The organism is Mesorhizobium sp. USDA 4775, from assembly GCF_054062655.1.
This window is the reverse complement of record NZ_JBSSFM010000002.1, coordinates 315,388-334,709: the sequence shown is the minus strand read 5'-3', so window position 1 is coordinate 334,709 and position 19,322 is coordinate 315,388. Positions and strand designations below refer to the sequence as shown.

The 19,322-nt window shown below is 62.6% G+C and carries 16 protein-coding genes and 2 pseudogenes; 1 reads left to right on the top strand and 17 read right to left on the bottom strand.

Going from position 1 to position 19,322, the window contains the following annotated elements:
• Positions 1-35: 35 nt before the first annotated feature.
• Positions 36-403, bottom strand: a pseudogene (locus tag ACVILI_RS33520) (ISL3 family transposase); the annotation flags it as partial.
• On the opposite strand from ACVILI_RS33520, the pseudogene ACVILI_RS33515 reads away from it, so the two are divergent.
• Positions 394-513: pseudogene (locus ACVILI_RS33515) on the top strand (IS5/IS1182 family transposase); the annotation flags it as partial. The pseudogenes ACVILI_RS33520 and ACVILI_RS33515 sit on opposite strands and share 10 nt — an antisense overlap.
• 33 nt (positions 514-546) lie before the next feature.
• Here ACVILI_RS33515 and ACVILI_RS33510 read toward each other — a convergent pair.
• The 16 genes from ACVILI_RS33510 to ACVILI_RS33435 all read right to left on the bottom strand — a co-directional run bounded on the left by ACVILI_RS33510 (position 547) and on the right by ACVILI_RS33435 (position 19,238).
• Positions 547-1,782, bottom strand: a complete 1,236-nt coding sequence (locus ACVILI_RS33510; RefSeq protein ID WP_167365335.1) for a cytochrome P450 — start codon at positions 1,780-1,782, stop codon at positions 547-549.
• Between the two features lie 643 nt (positions 1,783-2,425).
• Positions 2,426-3,352, bottom strand: coding sequence for a sulfatase-like hydrolase/transferase (locus ACVILI_RS33505; protein ID WP_208604710.1), 927 nt, complete (start codon positions 3,350-3,352; stop codon positions 2,426-2,428).
• The gene (locus ACVILI_RS33500; RefSeq protein WP_143019577.1) at positions 3,352-4,329 is read right to left on the bottom strand and encodes a cysteine peptidase family C39 domain-containing protein; all 978 of its coding nucleotides are present in this window, start codon (positions 4,327-4,329) and stop codon (positions 3,352-3,354) included. Before ACVILI_RS33500 ends, ACVILI_RS33505 begins: the two co-directional genes overlap by 1 nt.
• A 31-nt stretch (positions 4,330-4,360) precedes the next feature.
• Positions 4,361-4,933, bottom strand: coding sequence for a hypothetical protein (locus ACVILI_RS33495; RefSeq protein WP_038655061.1), 573 nt, complete (start codon positions 4,931-4,933; stop codon positions 4,361-4,363).
• On the bottom strand, positions 4,930-5,898 hold the full coding sequence (locus ACVILI_RS33490) for a hypothetical protein (protein WP_091586460.1): 969 nt from the start codon (positions 5,896-5,898) through the stop codon (positions 4,930-4,932). The genes ACVILI_RS33495 and ACVILI_RS33490 overlap by 4 nt, the downstream gene beginning before the upstream one ends.
• Positions 5,895-6,893 (bottom strand): metallopeptidase TldD-related protein, encoded by a 999-nt coding sequence (locus ACVILI_RS33485; RefSeq protein ID WP_167365337.1) that lies wholly within the window; start codon positions 6,891-6,893, stop codon positions 5,895-5,897. Before ACVILI_RS33485 ends, ACVILI_RS33490 begins: the two co-directional genes overlap by 4 nt.
• 203 nt (positions 6,894-7,096) lie before the next feature.
• On the bottom strand, positions 7,097-7,900 hold the full coding sequence (locus tag ACVILI_RS33480) for a DUF3050 domain-containing protein (protein WP_091586464.1): 804 nt from the start codon (positions 7,898-7,900) through the stop codon (positions 7,097-7,099).
• Between the two features lie 11 nt (positions 7,901-7,911).
• Complete coding sequence (locus ACVILI_RS33475) at positions 7,912-9,105, bottom strand: diaminopimelate decarboxylase family protein (protein ID WP_038655075.1); 1,194 nt, start codon at positions 9,103-9,105, stop codon at positions 7,912-7,914.
• Complete coding sequence (locus ACVILI_RS33470; protein WP_038655078.1) at positions 9,102-11,114, bottom strand: B12-binding domain-containing radical SAM protein; 2,013 nt, start codon at positions 11,112-11,114, stop codon at positions 9,102-9,104. Before ACVILI_RS33470 ends, ACVILI_RS33475 begins: the two co-directional genes overlap by 4 nt.
• A gap of 14 nt (positions 11,115-11,128) precedes the next feature.
• On the bottom strand, positions 11,129-12,460 hold the full coding sequence (locus tag ACVILI_RS33465) for a radical SAM/SPASM domain-containing protein (protein ID WP_084791859.1): 1,332 nt from the start codon (positions 12,458-12,460) through the stop codon (positions 11,129-11,131).
• Positions 12,461-12,471: 11 nt separating this feature from the next.
• Positions 12,472-13,395: a transketolase family protein gene (locus ACVILI_RS33460; RefSeq protein WP_038655083.1), complete on the bottom strand. Its 924-nt coding sequence runs from the start codon at positions 13,393-13,395 to the stop codon at positions 12,472-12,474.
• Positions 13,382-14,242 carry a transketolase gene (locus ACVILI_RS33455; RefSeq protein WP_091586466.1) on the bottom strand — a complete coding sequence of 287 codons (861 nt, stop codon included), beginning with the start codon at positions 14,240-14,242 and terminating at the stop codon, positions 13,382-13,384. Before ACVILI_RS33455 ends, ACVILI_RS33460 begins: the two co-directional genes overlap by 14 nt.
• Positions 14,242-15,606 carry a DegT/DnrJ/EryC1/StrS family aminotransferase gene (locus tag ACVILI_RS33450; RefSeq protein ID WP_051727004.1) on the bottom strand — a complete coding sequence of 455 codons (1,365 nt, stop codon included), beginning with the start codon at positions 15,604-15,606 and terminating at the stop codon, positions 14,242-14,244. Before ACVILI_RS33450 ends, ACVILI_RS33455 begins: the two co-directional genes overlap by 1 nt.
• Positions 15,603-17,459 carry an alkaline phosphatase family protein gene (locus ACVILI_RS33445; RefSeq protein ID WP_167365340.1) on the bottom strand — a complete coding sequence of 619 codons (1,857 nt, stop codon included), beginning with the start codon at positions 17,457-17,459 and terminating at the stop codon, positions 15,603-15,605. The genes ACVILI_RS33450 and ACVILI_RS33445 overlap by 4 nt, the downstream gene beginning before the upstream one ends.
• A gap of 22 nt (positions 17,460-17,481) precedes the next feature.
• Complete coding sequence (locus ACVILI_RS33440) at positions 17,482-17,943, bottom strand: nuclear transport factor 2 family protein (RefSeq protein ID WP_038655089.1); 462 nt, start codon at positions 17,941-17,943, stop codon at positions 17,482-17,484.
• A 335-nt stretch (positions 17,944-18,278) separates the two neighbouring features.
• The gene (locus ACVILI_RS33435) at positions 18,279-19,238 is read right to left on the bottom strand and encodes an AfsR/SARP family transcriptional regulator (RefSeq protein ID WP_038655092.1); all 960 of its coding nucleotides are present in this window, start codon (positions 19,236-19,238) and stop codon (positions 18,279-18,281) included.
• Positions 19,239-19,322 lie beyond the last annotated feature (84 nt).

Sequence of the window (19,322 nt, the reverse complement as noted above, 5' to 3'; positions counted from 1 at the left end):
GAATCGATGGCCGGCTTCGTCGGAATACGCAGCGTCTCGAGCCATTTTGCGACGGTACGCCGCTTGAAGCCGGTTTGACGCTCGATCTCACAGAAGGATAGCCCTTCGTTGCGCAGGGCGTGGATCCTTGCGAACACTTCGTCTCGGGATTGTCGATGCTCCAAGCGCGCATGACGCCGATGCGCTGCGGCAAGGAGGTTTTCTTTTTCGGACAGAATGGACCTGCCGTTTTGGCGCCCCGACAGGTTCATCTGCTCCTCGATCGCCAGCCGCAGATCGCATGTGGAGCACCCTCTCGGACCGCCTGCGCGTAGAGGCCACAACGGTCACGGCTTACGATTTCGATTGAAGGGTTCTTTCGCAGCCAGCTTGCCGCGTGTTCGACACTCCGGCCTGCGAGCACGCTCTCTTCCGGCTCAACAGACCGAGGTTGCCATCGGTTGCATCGTTCTCAACCGCATGCTGGCATGGGCACGCCCGCAATCTATCCGGCGTCAAGTCACGCAGGCATAACCAACTACATTAATGATCGAAATGCGTTCGATTTCATATCCGCGCACCAACGCCCAGCGGCATCCTACGGAGGCCGCGATGATTGAAGTGACGCCGCCAGACGACGTCACCGCTGAGACGCGGCTGCGGCAGCTGTCGCAGCAGCGCCTCGAACCCGGTCGCCAATTCCATGCGGGCGAGCCGGGCGCCGAGACAGAAATGCTCGCCGTGACCGAAGGCAAGATGATCGATATCGGCGCGGTCGATGTCGAAGACGTCAGGCTGGGGAAAGCGTGCCGGATCGCGGTTTGCAGCGCCGAGGATCAGGACTACGCGATCGCCGGAAGTAATCCGCTGTCCACGCATGTCGACGTCGGCCGAGGCGACGCGGTCGAGCCGCATGAACGGGCCATCGAAACGCAACATTTCCTCGATCGCGCGGTCCAGCAGACACGGATCTTTGCGTAAACGCTCCATCGTATCAGGTCGTGCGAGCAGCGCGAGCATCCCATTCCCGATCGTGGCTCGCGTCGATTCGTGGCCGGCGAACAATAGCAGCGCGAGGGTTGCGCGTGTCCACTCCCGGCCGAACGGAGGCTCTTCAAGCGCAAGCAGACGAGTGAGCACGTCATCCTCAGGAATGCGACGCCGCAGGTCCAATAACGCATCAAAATAGTCACTCATTTCCGCAATGGTGGCTGTCATTCCATCGAGGATCTCCGGCCGTGCAGCTCCCAACTCGAAATAGGCCGTCATCCGGCTGAACCAGGTGAAAAGTCTCGCGTGATCCTGAGGCGGAATCCCGACCATCGCGGCGATCACCGCAACAGGAAATGGTTGGGCAAAGTCCTCAATGAAGTCGCCGCCGCCCGCTCGGAGCATGCGATCGATCAGTTGATCTGCAACCCGCTGTATCTCGGCAGCGATGCGGTCGACCACTGGCTTGGAAAAGAGCTTGTTGAGCGGCACACGCCGCCGAAGGTGCTGCGGCGGATCCATATTCATCAACCACTGGGAAATGAAGTCGTCGATCGGCATCATGCGCTGCCGCAATTCCAGCGGCATTTGGTTAGTGGCCGCTGCGCGGCGTGCACCGCTGGCGAAGCGGCGATCAGAGAGCACCGAATTTGCGTCATCGTAGCGGGTCAGCAACCACGACTGGATCGGTGCACACCAGTGGATCGGATCCGCATGCCGCAGCATGTGGTATATTGGATATGGATCATCGAAGATGGCTGGCTCGAACAGACCGAAGGGATCGTCGAGAGGAGTTACGAGGGCAACCGGCATGTCCGTCACCATATTCCCTGCAAAGCGCTGATTCGATCAACCTAGCTGCTCGTTCAGGTCACTGTCCGAGAGCCGCCCGGAGCTTCCAAAGCCTGCCGCCGCTAACATCGCAGGTACCCGGGTGCAGACGAAGCGCCGGGTAACGTCTGGCGGGGACTGGCCAGATAGCCTTCCACGCAGTTCGCGCCCTGCGCGAAGGCAAAATCGCGGCCCGCTTCGCGTGGCCGCGATCCGACTCCCAAGGCGCGCCATTTCATCTGGATGGAGAACCATACGATGGACCAGGTGCCCTGGGGTCGCTCACGCACCAAGGCGCGAACGCGCCTCAACCGCAGAAAGTCCTCGGAGGGGCCGACGCAAGCCCATCCGACCGGTGTCCACTTCGCAAATGCAAGCAGGTCGTGGATCCGACCACGGGCGACCAGCGCATGAAACTGTCGCCGCGCCTGCGGCCCACGCAGTGCATGCAAGCTGCGTCCGCCCTTCTCAACGCCCCAATACATGCGCCAGCAACCTCCGCTCGCGACCTGCGGTCCGAAAAGGCTCTCGATCAGCCCCCATTTCTTCAGCAACGACATTATGGTTATTTCGGTGCCCGTTACCGACACAGCGCAAATCCTTGAGGCTGTTGGAATGCAGGACATCAGAGATAACCAAGCTGCTTGAGCCTACCAAGCACTGTGGCTTCCAGTTCGTCGCGACCAATTTGGCCACCGCCACGACGGGGATTGCGGCCCTCGACGAAGAAGACCTCGAATACCTTTTCATGCATGACCGGGCCGTGGCCAAAATAACCGCCCTCGCCAAACAGCTCGCCGTGATCGGACGTCACCATGAACCAAGTATCCGGTGGCGCAATCTCGATCAGCTCACCGATCACACCGTCCAGATACTCGATGCACTGTACCTGCTTGTTCCAGAGCGGCCGCAGACGATCGACGTCGAAACGATCCGCCGCGCCCTCGCCGCTCGATGCCTGCGGTTCTCTCACGAACTCGTCCATGCCACGCCATAGCCCGTGCACACCGGGAATGTGGGGCAGGTCACCGGCATTTTCTCCAGGCAAGGAATAGGGATAATGTGTTTCGCCAGCGTTGATGAACATGAAGTGCGGGCCTCCGTCAAAGTTCAGCCGGCCGATGATGGCGCGAAGGTCGTTGTGCACCGGCATCAGCTCGAATATGTCAAAATGGGGAGCGATAAGCGTCTTCGGATTCAGCACTGGCATCGACACATAGGCCTCGGTCCGGTAGCCGAGGCTCCTTAGGAACAGCGGCAACGACAACGTCGGTGCGAAATCTGCGAATGTGATCGCGTCTTCCCTGTTGCCACCGATACGGGCCTGCCAGAGCGATAGATCTCGGCGCTGCGCGTCGGACGACAGCACACCCGGCTCGTTGGCATGGGGCGGCAGCCCCATCAGGAAAGTATGATGGCTGGGCGCGGTCCAGCTTGCATAGCTGTAGCGCTTTTGTGCCGGGCCGATACGGTCGATGGCTGGCGTATGCGCGGCCTCGAAGCAGTCATAGCGCGCGCTGTCGAAGATAATCCAGACGATGTGGTTCACCATCACGCCTGCCCCTTTGTCAATTCGTCCGCGTGTTCGAGGGCGCAGAACGCGCGCAGGAATTGCACGAACCGCCGCTCGCGGCCGCTCGCTTCGCACAGCGCACTGGCGACGATCTCGGCGTATTCGCTCCGATTAAGGCCGAGCGATTTGATCAGTACGTCGCGGGCAAAACCGAGCGCGTCGAGATGCGGCGCCCAGCGATCGAGCTCGGCGGCGAAGAGCGTATCACCGAGTAGCTGCGCGGTCCGACGCAACAGCGCCAACAGATAGGCGCGAAGCCCGATCTCTGCCCGAAGGTGCAGTGCAGCCGCGCGACGAACCTGCCGCGCGCCGTCCCAATTTGCCATCGCCTCCTCCACGATAACCTGAAACCGCTCGATGGCGTCGGCGCTTGCTGTTGTTTCGGCTTCATGGGCAAGCTCTGCGACCGCCGTCATGGCTCCGTCGACCGTCTTGGACTTGGCATCCGCCACGAGCGCGAGGGTCCACCAGCGGCGCTTCAGCTCGACTCCGGCATAGAGCGGCTCGCGGACACGGTCCTCGGGCACATCTGATTGTCGGGCGCGATCTAGCATCGAGATTGGAACGGACCCAGTGTAGGTCGGCGGCCAAGGATCGAGCACATCGACCGTTCCAGCGGACCGGTCGATCCGCGTGGCGAGAATGGTCCTTGCACTGTGCACCTTGCCATAGGCCGGACGATACGGCAGTTCGTGACTATCCACCGCGAGCACGACCGGCTGTCCAAGCTCGAGACGCAGGTAAGCGAGGTCGGTTGGATCGGACACCGCGGCCACGAGCTCCAGCCCCGCATATGCGGCGATGCGTGCGCCGAGCAAGTGCCAGCCGCCCGGCACGTCGAACTCGGCTATTGACGCTGCATCGGGATCAAAGCGGTTGAACGACCAGACGCTCGCCAGCATGAACCCACTCGGAATCCCAAGGAAGGCATCAAGAATCGTCTGCAGATTTGCCAAGGGACTCGGCACTAGGATCGGCCTAATCGAATCAGACATAGCCGCCCCCATTCTGCAACATGGTCACCGCCATCACATGGGCAAGCGGGTTCGGTTGAATTGTCAGCGTCACCGGCGAGAACGGGGCTGGCAGAGGGACCCTCGCGCTGAACATCGCCGGACATAGATGGTCAAGTTCGTAGTCGCCAACATAGTGTAGGTGGCTGGCGCGCCAAGTCGCAGTGCTGGCGGGAGCCTCCCGAGGCAAGAGCCAGTTCGGGAGCTGCGCGCGAACGCCGACGACCGCGCCGAAGCGGTCCGTCAACCGCAACATCAAGGTCTGTGGTCCGAGTTCGCCAAATCCCAGCACACCGAGCGCACGCCCAACTGCAACCACACCGATATCAATCCGCTGTCCAAGCGCTTCGACATGGTCGGGGGTGCCGGGCTGCTTCGCGACCAGCTGGTAGGTCACGCCGCCGACGATGATGGGGCGACCGAAGGGCACATCCTCAGCCGGGAAGCTGTTACCCCAGATGTTGACACAGCCGGCTGACCTCTCGCTGTCGAACGTGGCCGCACAGGCATTGCAGTGCGGTGCGAGGTCGATCGCATGCATCGTCATCCTGGCACCTTATCAAGCTTGGATCCCTGCGGCAGCCGGCCAACGAGCAACGACGGAGCCAGCCCGAATATGTCGCCTTCGATCGGGTCGCGCACGCATGCGGGAAGCGGCGGCGACACTGCGCCGAGGGTGGCTTCGAGCAATTGCGACACGTCCCATCGGATCGACAACGGCCCACTGCCCCAGCCCCCCCCCGTGGGCGAGCGCAGGTGCCATCTGCCGATCCAATTCGACGCGGCAGTGGTCGGCTCCCCCTCGGCGACCAGCGTGTCGATCACTAAGGCGACCGGCGGATTATCGACTGTGGCTGGATGGTAGAGCGCTAAGTTGCGGCGGTTGACATTGTACAGCGCGTTGAGCGGACGTTGCCAACGTTCACTTCGCTGGAGCAGCAAGAAGGTGGCATCGTCGGCCACGCCGGAATTGGCGGTACAAAGCGGTCGCGTCATGCCGTCCTCCCGGTGCTGCGGCGGATAAGGCGAAGTCGATGTGTCGATGATACTCAAAGGTGCGAGGGCGCCGGCACCGGCCGGCCCGCGCGGGGCCAGCACACCATCAATGGCGAAGTCCACCAGCGCAAGAACCGCGGACGGCCCGAGCACCATGGCTGCGTGTTGCGGTCGTTGCGACCATTCCAGTTCGTCGGTCGTCTTGGGGTGGTCGAAGTCTATCTCGTCGATCTCCAGGATCGCGCCATCGAGATGAACAACTGTGTAGGTCCGTGTCTGTCGACCCTCCCGCACGATTCCGCACTCGGCGGTGACCGCCCGGCTCCGGCTGACCGGTACTCGACTTTGCCACCGCGCCCACGCCGTCCGCGCCGGCCCGTCGCAATCGCGCGGATCGATGCTGCAGGACCGAACGTCGGCAGCGGCTCCGTCGATGACGAGGCGATGGCTGAAATGGCTCGTCGCCAAGCCGTCCGACGTGCGCGCAAACACCACGCTGCGATCGATCCGATTCATGCGACAATCCTCAATCGCGACAGCCGCATCGCCGGCGCCAAGGTGCCGACATCGTAGAGAATTTGGCCATGCTTGCCGCACAGGGCGTTGGGGTTGAGTTCGCTCTCACGGGCACGCGCCAGACAGCGGGTGAGTACATCGACGCGCTCCTCCACCCGACCACCGGTGAAGAAGCGGCCAGTGGCGCGCCCTGCCGCGACAACTTCGCCGAGCATGATCCGTGCCTCGACATGGAGCCCGCGCGAAAAACCGTGCGACAGGTGATGAATAATGACGCCGCTGCCAACTCCGTCGACGAGTTCCTCGAACGAGTTGGTGCCGGGCGATACGATCAGATTGGACATGCGGGGAATCGGTGGCAGTGTGATCTGTGAAGAGCGCGCGTTCGCGGTTGGCAATTCGCCCGCCGCTGCTGCCGATGCGCGACCATGCAGCTGGCGCACAAGCACCCCGTCCTGCAGAATCCGGGTGGCTCCCGTTGCGATGATCCCGTCGTCATCGACATCGTAGCGCGCGGCAGCGCCACAAGTCGGATCATCCAGCACCTCGAGATCATCCGCCCCCAGCCGGCAGCCGAGCCGGTGACGCAGATCGATTGTCGGGTCTGCAGCACCCTCCGCGAAATGTCCGATCGCCTCGTGCGCAATCAAGGCTGCGGGCTGGGAAGCCAGAACGGCCGGGCCATCGCAGGACACGGTGGGTTGGGCCATTCCGGCGTCGCGCGCGACCTGCACGAGACGCTGCCGCAGGGCGCCGGCTTGCAGGCGCGCCAGTCCATCGCCCGTGCCACTCCATCCCACCGGCATGAACCGGCCGTTAGCCAGATGCAGCCGCCCCGTGAGCGCGAATACGTCGACGGGACGGCGGCACCAGCCGGTAAAGGGCTCCAAGACCCAGCGCTGCGCAGCGACACGGCTGTAGCGCAGTGATGCCGGCAGTCCGACCGCGGCCGCAAATTCCGAGAGCCTCAGACGTGCCGTGTCCGGCGGCGTCACGGGCGGCCTATCGACATTGGGAACGCCCCACTCCGCCGGAGGCGGACCGCTGTGCCGCCCCACCCCGCCTGCCTCGGTACCCTCGCAATAGGCTGCGAACCGCGTAGTCTGAAGCATCGGACTTCCGTGCGGCCAGGCTAGGCCGATCGTGAGAAGTGTACCCTGCTCGCCCGCCCGCTGCATCGGCATCGCACCCCGAGGACTCAGGCAGCCACGAGGCTAGGAACACCGAGCCGTCGCAGCGAAACCTCGCTCGATACGGTGCTCCAGAGGGTGAGGCGGGCGGCGAGAGCGGCAAGCGCCGCATCTGTCGCCTGTTCCCATCGCCGTTCGTCGTCGCCGCACAATTCCGCAAGCATCGCCACGGCCATCGGTCCATGCGTGTCCTCGTCAAGCCCGATGTGACGATCGAGATAGACCTGGAACGGCGTCAGCGAGCTGGATTGCTGCCGCGACAGGGAAGCGACCAAGGTGCGAAACATGCCGGGGATTGCCTCCTCTCGCCCGAACGTGAATGCGGCAGCAATCTGGTGAATATTGTCCGAGGCGATGATCTCGAAGGTCTTGCCGACAAAGGCGCGCGCGCCGACGGGGGCGGAGCAGCTGGCTAGCGCGACAGCCACTTCAGCGCCATCGCGAAGCGCCTTCACGAAGGTATCGATCGGCCGGGTGTTTGCGCCGGCCGCCAGCATGGCGGAACGATAAAGCTCGAAATGGCTTGTCGCCTCACCATCGATCAGGTCGGTTTCCTCTTCGAGCACGATCTCGTTGATCAGTCGCCTCATGCGCGACGAGCCAACCGGCAGCCAGGGAACCTCGACGCAACTGAGGCTCCGCTGCAGGCTCTTCAACAGCGACATGAAATCCCAGACAGCGAACACATGGTGCTCCATGAACACGCGTACGTCCTCGATGCAACTGAGCGCCGCATAGACTTCATGACCTGCAAGTTGGTGACGCGCCGGTTCGAGCCGACGCAGTAGGCTGTACATACCGAGTGCCGACATGCGACTTCCTTTCAATCTGCGACGCTGAGCAGAGCGGCTTGCTCCGGCCTGGCATTGTGGCGAACCGTGGCGTTGAGGGCGATTTCTGCAGGCATTTCCTTGCCTAGAAAACGGGTCACCATCGAGCGGCAATATGCGCCCGCATGGTGGAATGCGATCAGATCCCCAACTCCCGGTTCAGGTAGCGTTACGGCGCGGGCGAGAAAGTCGCGGGAATAGGTCGAATTACCAGAGAGCCAGACCGGACGATCGGCAAGCGCGCGTGGACGCTCGCCGGTCATGATCTCGCATGCATGGTGAGCCCGGTCCGGATAGACCAGCGGTCGCGGAAATTGGGCGACGCTCGCGCTGGTGCCGGCGAAGATTCGATCTGGACGCCTCTTGATGTCGACGACCCGGGCGAAGAACCAGCCGATTGGGGCGACCAGCCATCGTCCCGGCTCGATAACAAGCTCGATCGGACGGCCGAGCCTGCTTTCGAGTTCGGCGAGCTCGGCGGCCGCCAGCCCTCCATAGGTTTTCAGGTCGAACTCTGGTGCGTCCGGGTCCTCCGGGACACCCAGACCGCCGCCGCTGTCGACATAGCTCAGATCGGGCAATGATGCCGCTACGCGTACGAGCCGGCGCAGCCCCTCCGCCAGCGTCTCCGGGGCCATGATGTCGGTACCGAAATATGAATGCACACCGCAGATCCGCAACCTCCGAACGCGCTCCACAGCCGCGTTGAGCTCCGCCGGCAACAGGCCGAAGCGATAAGACGGCTCGTTGCCTATCTCCGGTGTGTCTATAGCGCTGCCGACATTGACGCGGACGCCGACCGCAGTGCCGGGTGAGGCGAGCGAATCAAAAGTCTCGACCTGCGCCAACGAGTCCAGCACGAGGTGGACGCCGCACGTGTGGCAATGGCGCATCTCCGCCGGCGTCATGTTGCTGGACGCAAAGATGACCCGATTGGGCGTGAAACCAGCCGACAACGCCAGCGCCAGATGGCGGGCTGAATTCACGAACACGCCATGTCCGGCGGCCGCAATCTCGCCGAGGACCTGCGGATTGTCGTTCGCCATCGTAGCGAAGTGGATTCGCTTGCGGCGTACCGGCAGCGCTTCCAATCGCGCCAGACGCTGGCGCAACACGGCGAGATCATAAACATAGACGGGACCTTCGAAGCACAGCGCGTGGGCGAGGACATGGGACGGAACGGTCATGACGGTATCACCTCCTTCAACAGCCTTCGTTCGAGCAACGCATGAACGGTGTCCAGTCCGCACTCGGTCGGCCCGCCTCCCGCAGCATCGATCAGCGCGGCGCGCGCGAGTTCGCCGGCCTTTCGTGGCCGCTGCGCAGATTCGAGGATCCGGCGGGCGCGATCGCTGATCATCATCGTGTCGACTGCGCCGCTCGATCCGCGCGCGAACAGCACCCATTGCGGCAGAACAACATCGTTGGCCGGCTGCGCATGACCGGCGATCAACCCACCAATATCGACCGCGAACGCCGCGATCAGGTAATGCCTCGCTTGCCCAAGGATGGTGTCGCTGCTCACCTGCGTCGGCCGCTCGGTGTCGTCGAGTGAATTCGCCGGCAACGCCGCGGCGGAAAGTTTCACAGCCTCGTAGCGCAGGAGTTCGCCGAGCCGTCCATCGGCGATGCCGAGTTCAGCAAGTTCGCGGGCCAGGAAGTCAATCAGGTCGCCGGCGTCGCCGTGATGGCGGCCTCGCCATGGGCGCTCCGCATTACGTTCGGCGATCCAATGCGTCCAGCGCATCAATAGGGTCATCGGTGCATCGTAGTGCGGCAACAACAACGGCCAGAGCCGCTTTAGCAGCACGAGATGTGGTGAAATCTCCTCGACGGCCGCGACGAGCTCCGACGAAATGCCCGCCGTCGCGTAGCGGAAATGTGCAACGAAGATGTGGGGATTTTCACTGATCGTCCGGTCGGCTTCCGCCGCCGCCTCGGCGGCGAGTGGAAGCTCGAGGCATTCCGACCGCCGCCCGATCAGCTCTTGCGCGCGAGCGAACATCGGTGCCCCCGGGAACGGACAAAGCGTGAAGATGTGCGCGCGATATCCGCCGACTTCTAGAAAGTCGAAGAAGCGCGTGAGGGTGTCCGAGGCCGATTCGGGTGTCTCCTCGGGGTAACCGAGAATGAAGCCAGTAACCGGACGAATGCCGACAGATGCCGTCGCGCGCACGATGTCGCGCGACCGTGCAAGATCGAGATCCTTGTCGATCACTGCCTGCATCGCCTGGGAGCCGGTCTCGATGCCGTAATAGATCTCGACACAGCCGGCTTCGGCCATGTGGGCGAGCAGTTCCGGGTCGATCACGTCGGTGCGGGTCGAGCAGCTCCAGGTGACGCCGAGTTCGGCCGACTTCATCGCATCGCAGAAACGATGTGTCCATTTGGCGTCGCAGGTGAAAATGTCGTGCGAGAAATTGACGTGACGACGGCCCCAGCGGTCGCGCAGCAGCCGCATCTCCTCCTGGATACGCGGGATCGACTTCATCCGATAACGACGCTCCCAGAACGGAGCTGTCGCGCAGAACGAGCACTTGAAGGGACAGCCGCGGCCGACGTCTAGATAGAGTGCGGCGTCCCTAATCCCGGAGTAGGCGGCGAAATCCGGGATCGGCAGTGTGTCGAGATCCTCGATCACCTTGCGATCGGTATTATGCGCGACATCCGAGCGATCACGCCAAGTCAGGCCGGCGATGCCGGACGACAACGTCGCCCCACGCTCGAGCGCACAAATGGCTTCTGCGAACGTCTCCTCGCCTTCGCCGCGGACAATGAAGTCGATCTGCTCGAAACGCTGCAACAGCGGGCGGGCGAGCGGTGACGATGCGGGGCCGCCAAGGCCTACGAGCGCGCGCGGCGCCCGTGCCTTGACGCGGCTGGCGATCGCAACGGTGTGGTGGAGCGAGTCGGAGTCAGTCATAAGCCCGACGAGATCGGTGCCGCCGCCGACGATCGCGTCCGCGAGGTCATCGTAGAAGTCCTTGTTGTTCTGGATCTGCCCGGCATTGATCAGCGTGTTGACTTCGACCACGTCCACCGCCGCGCTCGGGCAGGCGGCATGACACGATGCCTTGAGCGACAGAAGACCGACCGGCACGAATGCCTGCATGACATTGATCGGATCGCCTGGCCGAGCGTCAAAGCGACGTGAACCATGGTCGAGATGAAGGCTGGTTGCGAGCGAGATACGCATCGATTTCTTTTGCCTCAAGCGCTGACGGGTGGATCCGAAACGGTGTGCGGAGCATGCACCGGTACGGCCGGCTCCGCATTGATGCTGGCCTTGAACAATTCCTCGCGCCGCAGGATGCTAGCCTTCTGAAAGTCCGTACTCCCGCAGCCGTCGAGACGGCCGTGGCGGACGCTGGAACTACCAGGACAGCGACCGGTACAGAAATACTTGCGATCAGCGACCGCGCAGCCCTTGCAGGTGCTCTCGAAGGTGTCCCAGGTGATGGCGCGGATATCCCACTTGCCTTCCCAGATCTCGGCAAAATCGCTCCAGGCCACATTGCCGGCGCATAGGACCTTGTTGCCGGAACAGGTGCTGCAGGGATAGACGTCGCCGTTGGAATTGACATATGCGATGCCCCGGCCGCTCATGCAGCGGCGGGTCGCATAGACCATCGTCAGGAGGAAATTAAACACCTTGCCGGCGCACAGGCCGAGCTTGGGATCACGCACGCGCTCCCACTCTTCCTCCGTCATCCAGAACCGGGCGGCTGCTTCTACGTCCTGGCTCTGGTTGAGCAGGTGGCCGTGGAGCTTGCCGCGCCCCATCTCGACGAACGGCACGCTGCGCAGGCTGAGATCGTTCTCGATCGCCCAGTCGATAATGTCCTGCAGCTGATGCACGTTCTGGCTGGACGTCGTCGTCATTATCGACGTGTTGAATCCGGCCTGTTTCATCATCAGGAGCTTGCCCTTGGCGTACTCGAAATCGCTGAGGCCTTTGCGTGCGCCCTGCCCGTGCAGATGGTCGATGCTGACGCTGATGATCACGTCGTCGCGCGGGATCGTCGACAGCATGCGCTCGGTGATCGGCATGCCGTTAGTGGCAATCCCGACCACGAAGCCAAGGCTGTGCGCGTGACGGACAATTTCGAGGAAATTCCGATGCATCGTAGGCTCGCCACCGGTCAGGATGACGGAGAACACCCCCATCCGAGCCCATTCGTCGAGCAGGGCGAGAATGCGGTCCGTGCGCATTTCGCCCGCGCGCGCCACCCCGCCTTCGACGAAGCAGTGAGGGCAACGAAGATTGCAAGCGCGGGTGAGCTCCAGCCATGCCATCAGCGGCGCCGAGAAATGAAAATCCGTCGCCACTTCGAGCCGAGGGAGGCGATAGCCCGAACAGCTGGCGTAATCGGCGCCGGCCTCCAGCAATGGCGCCGCTTCCGCGTCCAGCACGGCGACGTGCCCATCTGGAAAGGCGGCAAGGAGGCCGAATGCCTCGCGGCGCCATCGCACCAGCGGCCGGGTCTTGTCGGGCAGCTCGGCGCGGTGACCATGGGCGAGTGGGGCCATATGCTGAAGCATTAGATGCTCCTTCAAGACAACAGGCTTGAGAGGTGATCGGCAATCGACGTCGCATCGAGGCCGCAATGGGCCAACAACCAACGCGGGTCGCCTGCGGGGAGGATGGCATCTGGCAGCGTCAATGCAGAAAATCTGATTGCTTCGCGCGCAGCAAGCATCGCAATGCCGGCCGCACAGCCGCCATGGGTGACGTGGTTTTCGACCGCGAGGATGCGTCCGGTCCGCCGAGCCGACGCGAGAATTGCAGACTCATCGAACGGCTTGATCCTGAGCACGTGCACGAGTTCGGGGACGATCCCGTCGTCGAGCAGTATCCGGCAGGCGGTCAGAACCTCGTCCAACATGGCGCCGACGGCCACGACCGTGACGACCGGCGCCGCGACGCTGAGCCGAACCAGACGTACCGCTTCCCGCGTCAGCAACGGATCGCCGATGCTCTGCGGCATGCCGTTCCGGCGTAGCCGGATATAGACCGGGCCTGCACTGGCCAGCGCCCATTCGAGCGATGTTTCGAGATCGATAGTATCAGCGGGTTCGTAGACGGTCATGCCCGGCATTGTGCAGATCGCGGCCAAGTCATCGCCGGCGAAATGCGACGGACCGTTGCGACCATCGAATATACCGCACGATCCTGCGATCAACGTGACTGGCAGCCCCCCTACCCCGACCGAGATCGCGATCTGGTCGTGGGCGCGGCGCGCCAGGAAATTGGAGAACGAATGGACAAATGGCCGTAGGCCGCGCCGGGCGAGCCCGGAAGCGACGCCGACCGCGTTGGCCTCGGCGATGCCAAGATTGACGTAGCGCTCGGGATAGCTGGCGCGAAATGCACCGGTCTGCATCGATGAGCCGAGCCCGGCATCGACGACGACGATCCGCTCGTCTCGACCACCAAGCGCCGCCAGCAGCGGGCCATAGACCTCAGCCGCGGGCATTCGCCGTCCCCTTTGCAGCCAATTGGTCGATCATGACGAGTTCAGCGGCGGTCAGCGGCGGAGGGAAATGACTCTCCGTCATATGTTCGATGAAGGGTACGCCACGGCCCTTCACAGTCCGCGCCACGATCAGCGCCGGACGATCGGCGCTGCGTGTCGCCGCCAGCGTGGCAAGCAGCATGGCGCAATCGTGGCCGTCTACCTCAGCGGCCGCCCAGCCAAGTGTCCGCCAGGCCTCCGCCAGGCCGGTGACCGGCATGATCTCGTCCATCGGGCCATCTTGCTGGAAGCCATTGGCGTCGACCACGGCCACGAGATTGCCAAGCCGCAACCGCGAGGCAGACATCGCAGCCTCCCAGCATTGTCCTTCGTTCAGTTCGCCATCCCCCAGAATAACAAAGCAGGAGTCGTTGTGACCGCACATGCGGCTACCCAACGCGAGACCAACACCGATCGACAATCCCTGCCCAAGCGAACCGGTTGACGCTTGCACCGCAGGAACGGTGCGCTCGTTAGGATGCGGCTCAAGCTTGCCGCCATTACGGCTGAACGATTCGAGATCACGCTGCGGTATCAGGCCGGTCTGGGCGAGCGCACAATAGAACGCAAGAGCGGCGTGCCCCTTGGACAGCACGATGCGGTCACCATGCGGCGCCTTACCCCAGGAGCCGGTTTCGACTCCGCTCGACATCAACGCGACGAGGATCTCCACGATCGACAACGAGCTTCCAAGATGGCCCTGGCCGGCCGCCGCGTGCGTCCGGAGGATCAGCATCCGCAAAGCGTGGGCGCGCTCGGCCAATTGGCTGGCCAGATCAGCGGCAACATGGGGATATTCGATGTGCATCAGAAGATCCGTGGAGGTGCGAGCCAAGGCGGGGCAGACGGCAGGTCAGCTGCGAAACGTTCGAACACGCGCATGTTCCGCTCCAGCTTGCGGAAGACCGCGAGATAGGCGTCCACGACTTCGGGATTAGCCAGCACCGCCTGAGACGGATAGCCGACCACGAGCGAGTTGCGGATCGCCTCCAGCGCGCCTGGATAATCCTCGATGCGGTAGTTGTGATCCCCTCGTCCATGGCAAGTCCATGGGCAGCCGCGTCCATAGCCGAGCTTTCCCTGCATGAGATCGTGGCCGGGCAGCGGCTGATTCTGGAACTCGACCACCGGCAGGCCTTCGGCCCAGAACACTTGCTTGAGCGCCTCATGTGCCTGGTCGATGGAGACTGCGAGTCCCGCCTCGGCCGGATCGAAGCGGAAGCGGTACATGTGATAGCAATGCTCGCGATCGGCGCCCTCAGATGGACCGGAAAAGCCTGTGATTTCGGCCAAGACCCCATTGAGCCGGCCCGCGCTAGCGCGCCGCAACGCCGTGTAGGATTCGAGGTGATAGATTTGGCGGCTGACCATCACCGCCGACAACAGGTTGATACGATAATTCCAGCCCATGGTCGTGCCGATCACACGATAGCCGCCATCGCTGTCGATCTCTTCGCCGAAAGCCTTCAGCCGTGCGGCCCGGTTGCGGATGCCACGATCGCGGCTCACCAGGACCCCAGCCTCCCCGACCGAGGGTAGATTCTTTCCCGACATCAGACTGGCGGCGCCCACCGTCCCCAGCCCCCCGGTCGGGCGGCCGCCGTAGCTGGCTCCCACGGCCTGCGAGAAGTCCTCGATCAGCGGCAGCCCCAACCCATCACACAAGGTGCGGATCTCGTTCATGTCCGCCGGATGGCCGTGTAGGTGCACGACCATGATGGCGCGCGTGCGCGGCGTGAGTGCCGCTGCGATCGATTGCGCGGTCACGTTGTAGGAGCACGGGTCTACGTCTGCGAAGATCGGAATCGCTTGATGATGCAGCACCGCGGCTGCGCAGGCGATGTAGGCAAGAGCGGGAACCACGACCTCGTCGCCCGGTTCGACGCCGACCCCGGCCAGCGCGCAATGCAGCGCGGCAGTGCCACTGTTGAGCGCCAGCGCGTATTTGTTTCCGGTCAGGATTGCAAGCTCGGTTTCAAATTCGTGCACCTGGGCCGTGCACGACATTTCGGTGAACTGGCCGGACTCGAGTTGTTGGATCACGGCATCGAGGTCGGCGCGGTCCAACCGCGGCCAACGCGACATCATGACATAGCCGCTCGGCACCACGGGGTCGCCGCCATCGATGGCCAGGCGAGGACGGGGCTGAATGATTGGGTTCTGGACGTTCATGCGTGCACCGCGTGCTTCTCGGCAAGGTTGTTGGTCGGGTCGATCGCGGCCAGCAGCTCGTCGATCACGTGCCCCTCCGTGTCCGGCGAGGGCGCGATACCGAGCAGCGCGGCGATGGTCGGCGCGACATCGATCACGGAGTGCAGGGGCGCTTGTGCTGCCCGGCTGGCGACATGTGGACCAGCGGCGTAGAGACGGCTGTACAGGCGCGGATCCAATGGCGAAAAATGATCGTGCCCGCTCGTGAACTCGCGCCACGGCTCCGTCACCTGAAACAGCGGGCCACGGTCGTTGCGGGCCTGATAGCCGCTGGCGCAGAAGAACACCACGTCGCCCATTCCCTCGCCGGCTCCCCCGAGATGGGCAAGCTGCTGACGCGGGCAAATGCTTTGGATCGGGTGCTCACCAGTCTCCGGCACGATGAGTGCCGCTATTTCGCAGCACAGCCATTCGATCAGATACTCGGCCTCCTGTTCGGACACGATGCCTCCCGGAATCGTTCTGCTGCGATTGATGTGCAGCGTGTTGCCGAGCGCGCAGACGCTGGTACCGGCCCAATCCACAGCCTCGCCGCCCGCGATGAATCTGATCAGGCCGCGTTCCGCGAGCCACTCGTTGAGTCGCACGGTGGTATGATGCAGGTCCTGGCCGTGATCCCCAGTTACGATGATATCGGCGTCACCTGCAGCGTCCGTTACCTCGCCGACAAGTTCGTCGGCCATAGCATAGAACAGTCGTAGCAAATCATGTGCTTCGCGATGCCGGGCGCGGTCAAAGCGTGGGTGCCGCGGATCGAGTGCCCCGTGCAGGAGGTGATGAGCCCAATCCACGAAGTGGAGCTGGACGGCGAAGAAATCCCACGGCTCCGCGGTAAGGATCGAGCGCGAGACCTTGCAGAGCCACTCGACATTGAGCCGACACCGCTCAATCTGTGTGGCGATGTCGATCGCGCCAGAGAATAACAGGCTTGGGTCCGTCTGCTCCTCAATCGGACCTGCTGCCGCGAGATGCCGCTGCCATATTTCCCATGGTGCGCTGTGGCTGAACAAAGCGTGCACGCAAGTATTGAACAACGCGATCCGCGTTGGCGCGGCCTCTAGGCTCATGAGCTTGAAGCGCAGCGCGTGGTCCTCGCGACCCGTCCGCCCCTCGACCGGCAGGACGATCGGCTCGCTCCATTGAGCAATCTCGAGCATCGTACATAGCTGGGACCAGTCCGGTGCGGAGGCAATCGCCAAAACCGGATGAGTGTCCCGATCGAGGATTGCCAACGAGAATTCGACCGCTCTGTGCCCCCAAATGTTTGGTAGGCAGAGGCGGCCAAAGAACGTCACTGCGCCGCCACCGGGCGGCGCGCCCGCCCACGCCGGCCCCTCGCCAATCTGTCCGGGCCCGGGCCACCTCGACGTACTGGCCACCGCCGTTTCGTGCAAGCATGTGATTCCACCCCATCCCGCCGCACCGTCGACGCGTAGCGATGCCTGCGACGGATACGATACTGGAAACTTCACCACATAGGATCGGAGGCCATTGAGCAGGGCCGTCTGCCATATCGGCTCCGCCTTGAGCCGGTCGGCAAAGACCCCGGGAACGCGACAGTCGAGCGGCTGCCCGGGCCGCGCCGTGAGGAACCCCTGGATGTCGTTGGTCTGGGGATGGCAGCCGGTCATCATCGCCGCCCACGCTACTGGCGTGCATGCGGGAATGGTGGACAGGAGAGGCACCTCACACCCTCGCGCCCTGAGAGCCGCGAGCGCCGGCATCGTCTCTGCATCCAGGAACTGGTCCATGAAAGCAGGAGCAAATCCGTCGATGCCGACAAGCGCAGTCCGGCGACGCGCGTTTTTGGGCATGCTACCTCTCCGCATCCTGACGCTATTTCGGCGTGCCCACCGCGGCCGCAGCGGTAGCGACGCGCTCCTCCAGCAGCGTTACATCCTCCGGCCGCCGCGGGGTCGAACTGACGCCCGGCGAGGCTAGAGGTGAGTTGTGCAAATGCACGATCTTAAGGTCCTTGCCGACAAGCGAGAGAACCAGGGTCGACCGCAGGTTGGTCGACTGATTGTCGAACGCAACGCGGTTGTGATAGGTGACGACCGCCACGTCGCCGGCGATGCGGATTTCCGGCGAAAGGATTTGTGCCCGTCGGTTTTTTCCCTGGAACTGCTCTTCGTAGCCTCGCCGGTACTCCTCCGCACCGTCGATGCGGGTCGGAACCGACACGCTGAAAACAGAAGCGTCGCCAGCGAACAGATCGAAGAACGACGCGTCGCCCTTCTCGTATGTGGATACGAACGTCTTCAGGAACGTTGTCACGTCCGGTTCACTCAAAGCCATGGCTCATTTCCTCCGTTGGTCAGCAAAAGCAGCCGCCTCGGTCCGATTGCGGCCGATTCATTTACGAGTCCAACCTAACAGCCCGTCTTCTCAGTCTCGCCTCAGGGGCATCACAGCCTGATCACAGTTGACGCCTCGGCGCCCCTCCTCGGTCACGACCTCAGTGCGGACACAGTCGATAGAAGTGAAAGAAAGGCCAGGGAGTCGTCACCGTCCGTCGAGGTGAGGTGAGGAATTGAGAATGAGAATAGGTTTGCGCGAGATCGCACCTTCCGCGTCTTCGCCGACCGCAGGCATCGGGGAGGGTTGATGAGGAAGCGTGCAGCTGGGCTACCCTACTGCTCGGCCGATTTCCTGAGAGGAGAGGATTTATTGGCCGTAGGGCTCGGCTTTGCATCGTTGGCGTCGAGCAACAGGCTTGAGCAGACATCAACGAGCTGCGAACAGGCCTGTTTCAGTTGAACGAGGCCAGTGCCGTCGACGCCCCCCCCCACGCCCCTTTCAACACGGTGCTTCGTAGGCATCCTGATGTGCGCTTTGGTAGCTGACGCAAGCGACGAAAGCAGCAGCTGCGTGTCCGGCCCGACCGCGACACCAAGCTCATCCATAAACGCATGTCTGCACGCTTCGGCGCGCGCGGCCGCCATAGATCGCCGCCCCGTCGCGAGACAGGCTTTGATCATAAATACGTGAACGGTTTCGAGATACGGCTCAATTCGCAGAAACCGACCCGCATAATCAATCACTTCGTCGTAGTTGCAGTGATGGCTGTGACATTCAATAAGAAACTGTAAGATATCCAGGTGGCATTGCCGCAGATACTGCCGCTTTTCCGATACCCACTCTAAATCGATGTCGCGCAAGAAATCTGCCGTATATAGATCTGCCGACCTCGTCAGCACGGCAACGTCCTCGGGTGATGCCTCATCCCGACGGATGCGGCACCGCACCACCGCAGATTCAAACTCAGCGAGATCGACGTTGACGACATTGCAGTCGTTGATCCTGATGTCTCCGCTAGGCTCGATCACAACCAGCCGTTGGCTGGCCGCCTGTCCGCCGATATCGCCCAGATTACGCAGTCGCCAAAGGATCGTGCTTAGTCGATGCTGAGAAGCTTTGTCGTAATCGGCAGACCAAAGCAACTCCGTGACCTCATCACGCGGAATGCTGCGGCCCTGGCGCGCCGCAAGCATTCCGATCAACGCTTTGGACGTTCGCGATAGATGTACCCCAAGCGTCTGATTTTGATAGAATAGCCGCAGACCACCGAATGTATTGACCTTCCATATCATGCATCACCCGTGATACTAATCGTTTTGTAAACCAATGCTGTTGAGCGTGTTGCTTGATGTATACACTAATATTGCTATTGGCAA

Bases quoted from the DNA above. Each gene is read 5' to 3' on its own strand.
- ACVILI_RS33490 (WP_091586460.1), bottom strand. From the start codon at position 5,898: ATGAATCGGATCGATCGCAGCGTGGTGTTTGCGCGCACGTCGGACGGC.
- ACVILI_RS33470 (WP_038655078.1), bottom strand. From the start codon at position 11,114: ATGCGTATCTCGCTCGCAACCAGCCTTCATCTCGACCATGGTTCACGT.
- ACVILI_RS33475 (WP_038655075.1), bottom strand. From the start codon at position 9,105: ATGACCGTTCCGTCCCATGTCCTCGCCCACGCGCTGTGCTTCGAAGGT.
- ACVILI_RS33435 (WP_038655092.1), bottom strand. From the start codon at position 19,238: ATGATATGGAAGGTCAATACATTCGGTGGTCTGCGGCTATTCTATCAA.
- ACVILI_RS33445 (WP_167365340.1), bottom strand. From the start codon at position 17,459: ATGCCCAAAAACGCGCGTCGCCGGACTGCGCTTGTCGGCATCGACGGA.
- ACVILI_RS33455 (WP_091586466.1), bottom strand. From the start codon at position 14,242: ATGCACATCGAATATCCCCATGTTGCCGCTGATCTGGCCAGCCAATTG.
- ACVILI_RS33460 (WP_038655083.1), bottom strand. From the start codon at position 13,395: ATGCCCGCGGCTGAGGTCTATGGCCCGCTGCTGGCGGCGCTTGGTGGT.
- ACVILI_RS33495 (WP_038655061.1), bottom strand. From the start codon at position 4,933: ATGACGATGCATGCGATCGACCTCGCACCGCACTGCAATGCCTGTGCG.
- ACVILI_RS33505 (WP_208604710.1), bottom strand. From the start codon at position 3,352: ATGGTGAACCACATCGTCTGGATTATCTTCGACAGCGCGCGCTATGAC.
- ACVILI_RS33440 (WP_038655089.1), bottom strand. From the start codon at position 17,943: ATGGCTTTGAGTGAACCGGACGTGACAACGTTCCTGAAGACGTTCGTA.
- ACVILI_RS33465 (WP_084791859.1), bottom strand. From the start codon at position 12,460: ATGCTTCAGCATATGGCCCCACTCGCCCATGGTCACCGCGCCGAGCTG.
- ACVILI_RS33480 (WP_091586464.1), bottom strand. From the start codon at position 7,900: ATGTCGGCACTCGGTATGTACAGCCTACTGCGTCGGCTCGAACCGGCG.
- ACVILI_RS33450 (WP_051727004.1), bottom strand. From the start codon at position 15,606: ATGAACGTCCAGAACCCAATCATTCAGCCCCGTCCTCGCCTGGCCATC.
- ACVILI_RS33510 (WP_167365335.1), bottom strand. From the start codon at position 1,782: ATGCCGGTTGCCCTCGTAACTCCTCTCGACGATCCCTTCGGTCTGTTC.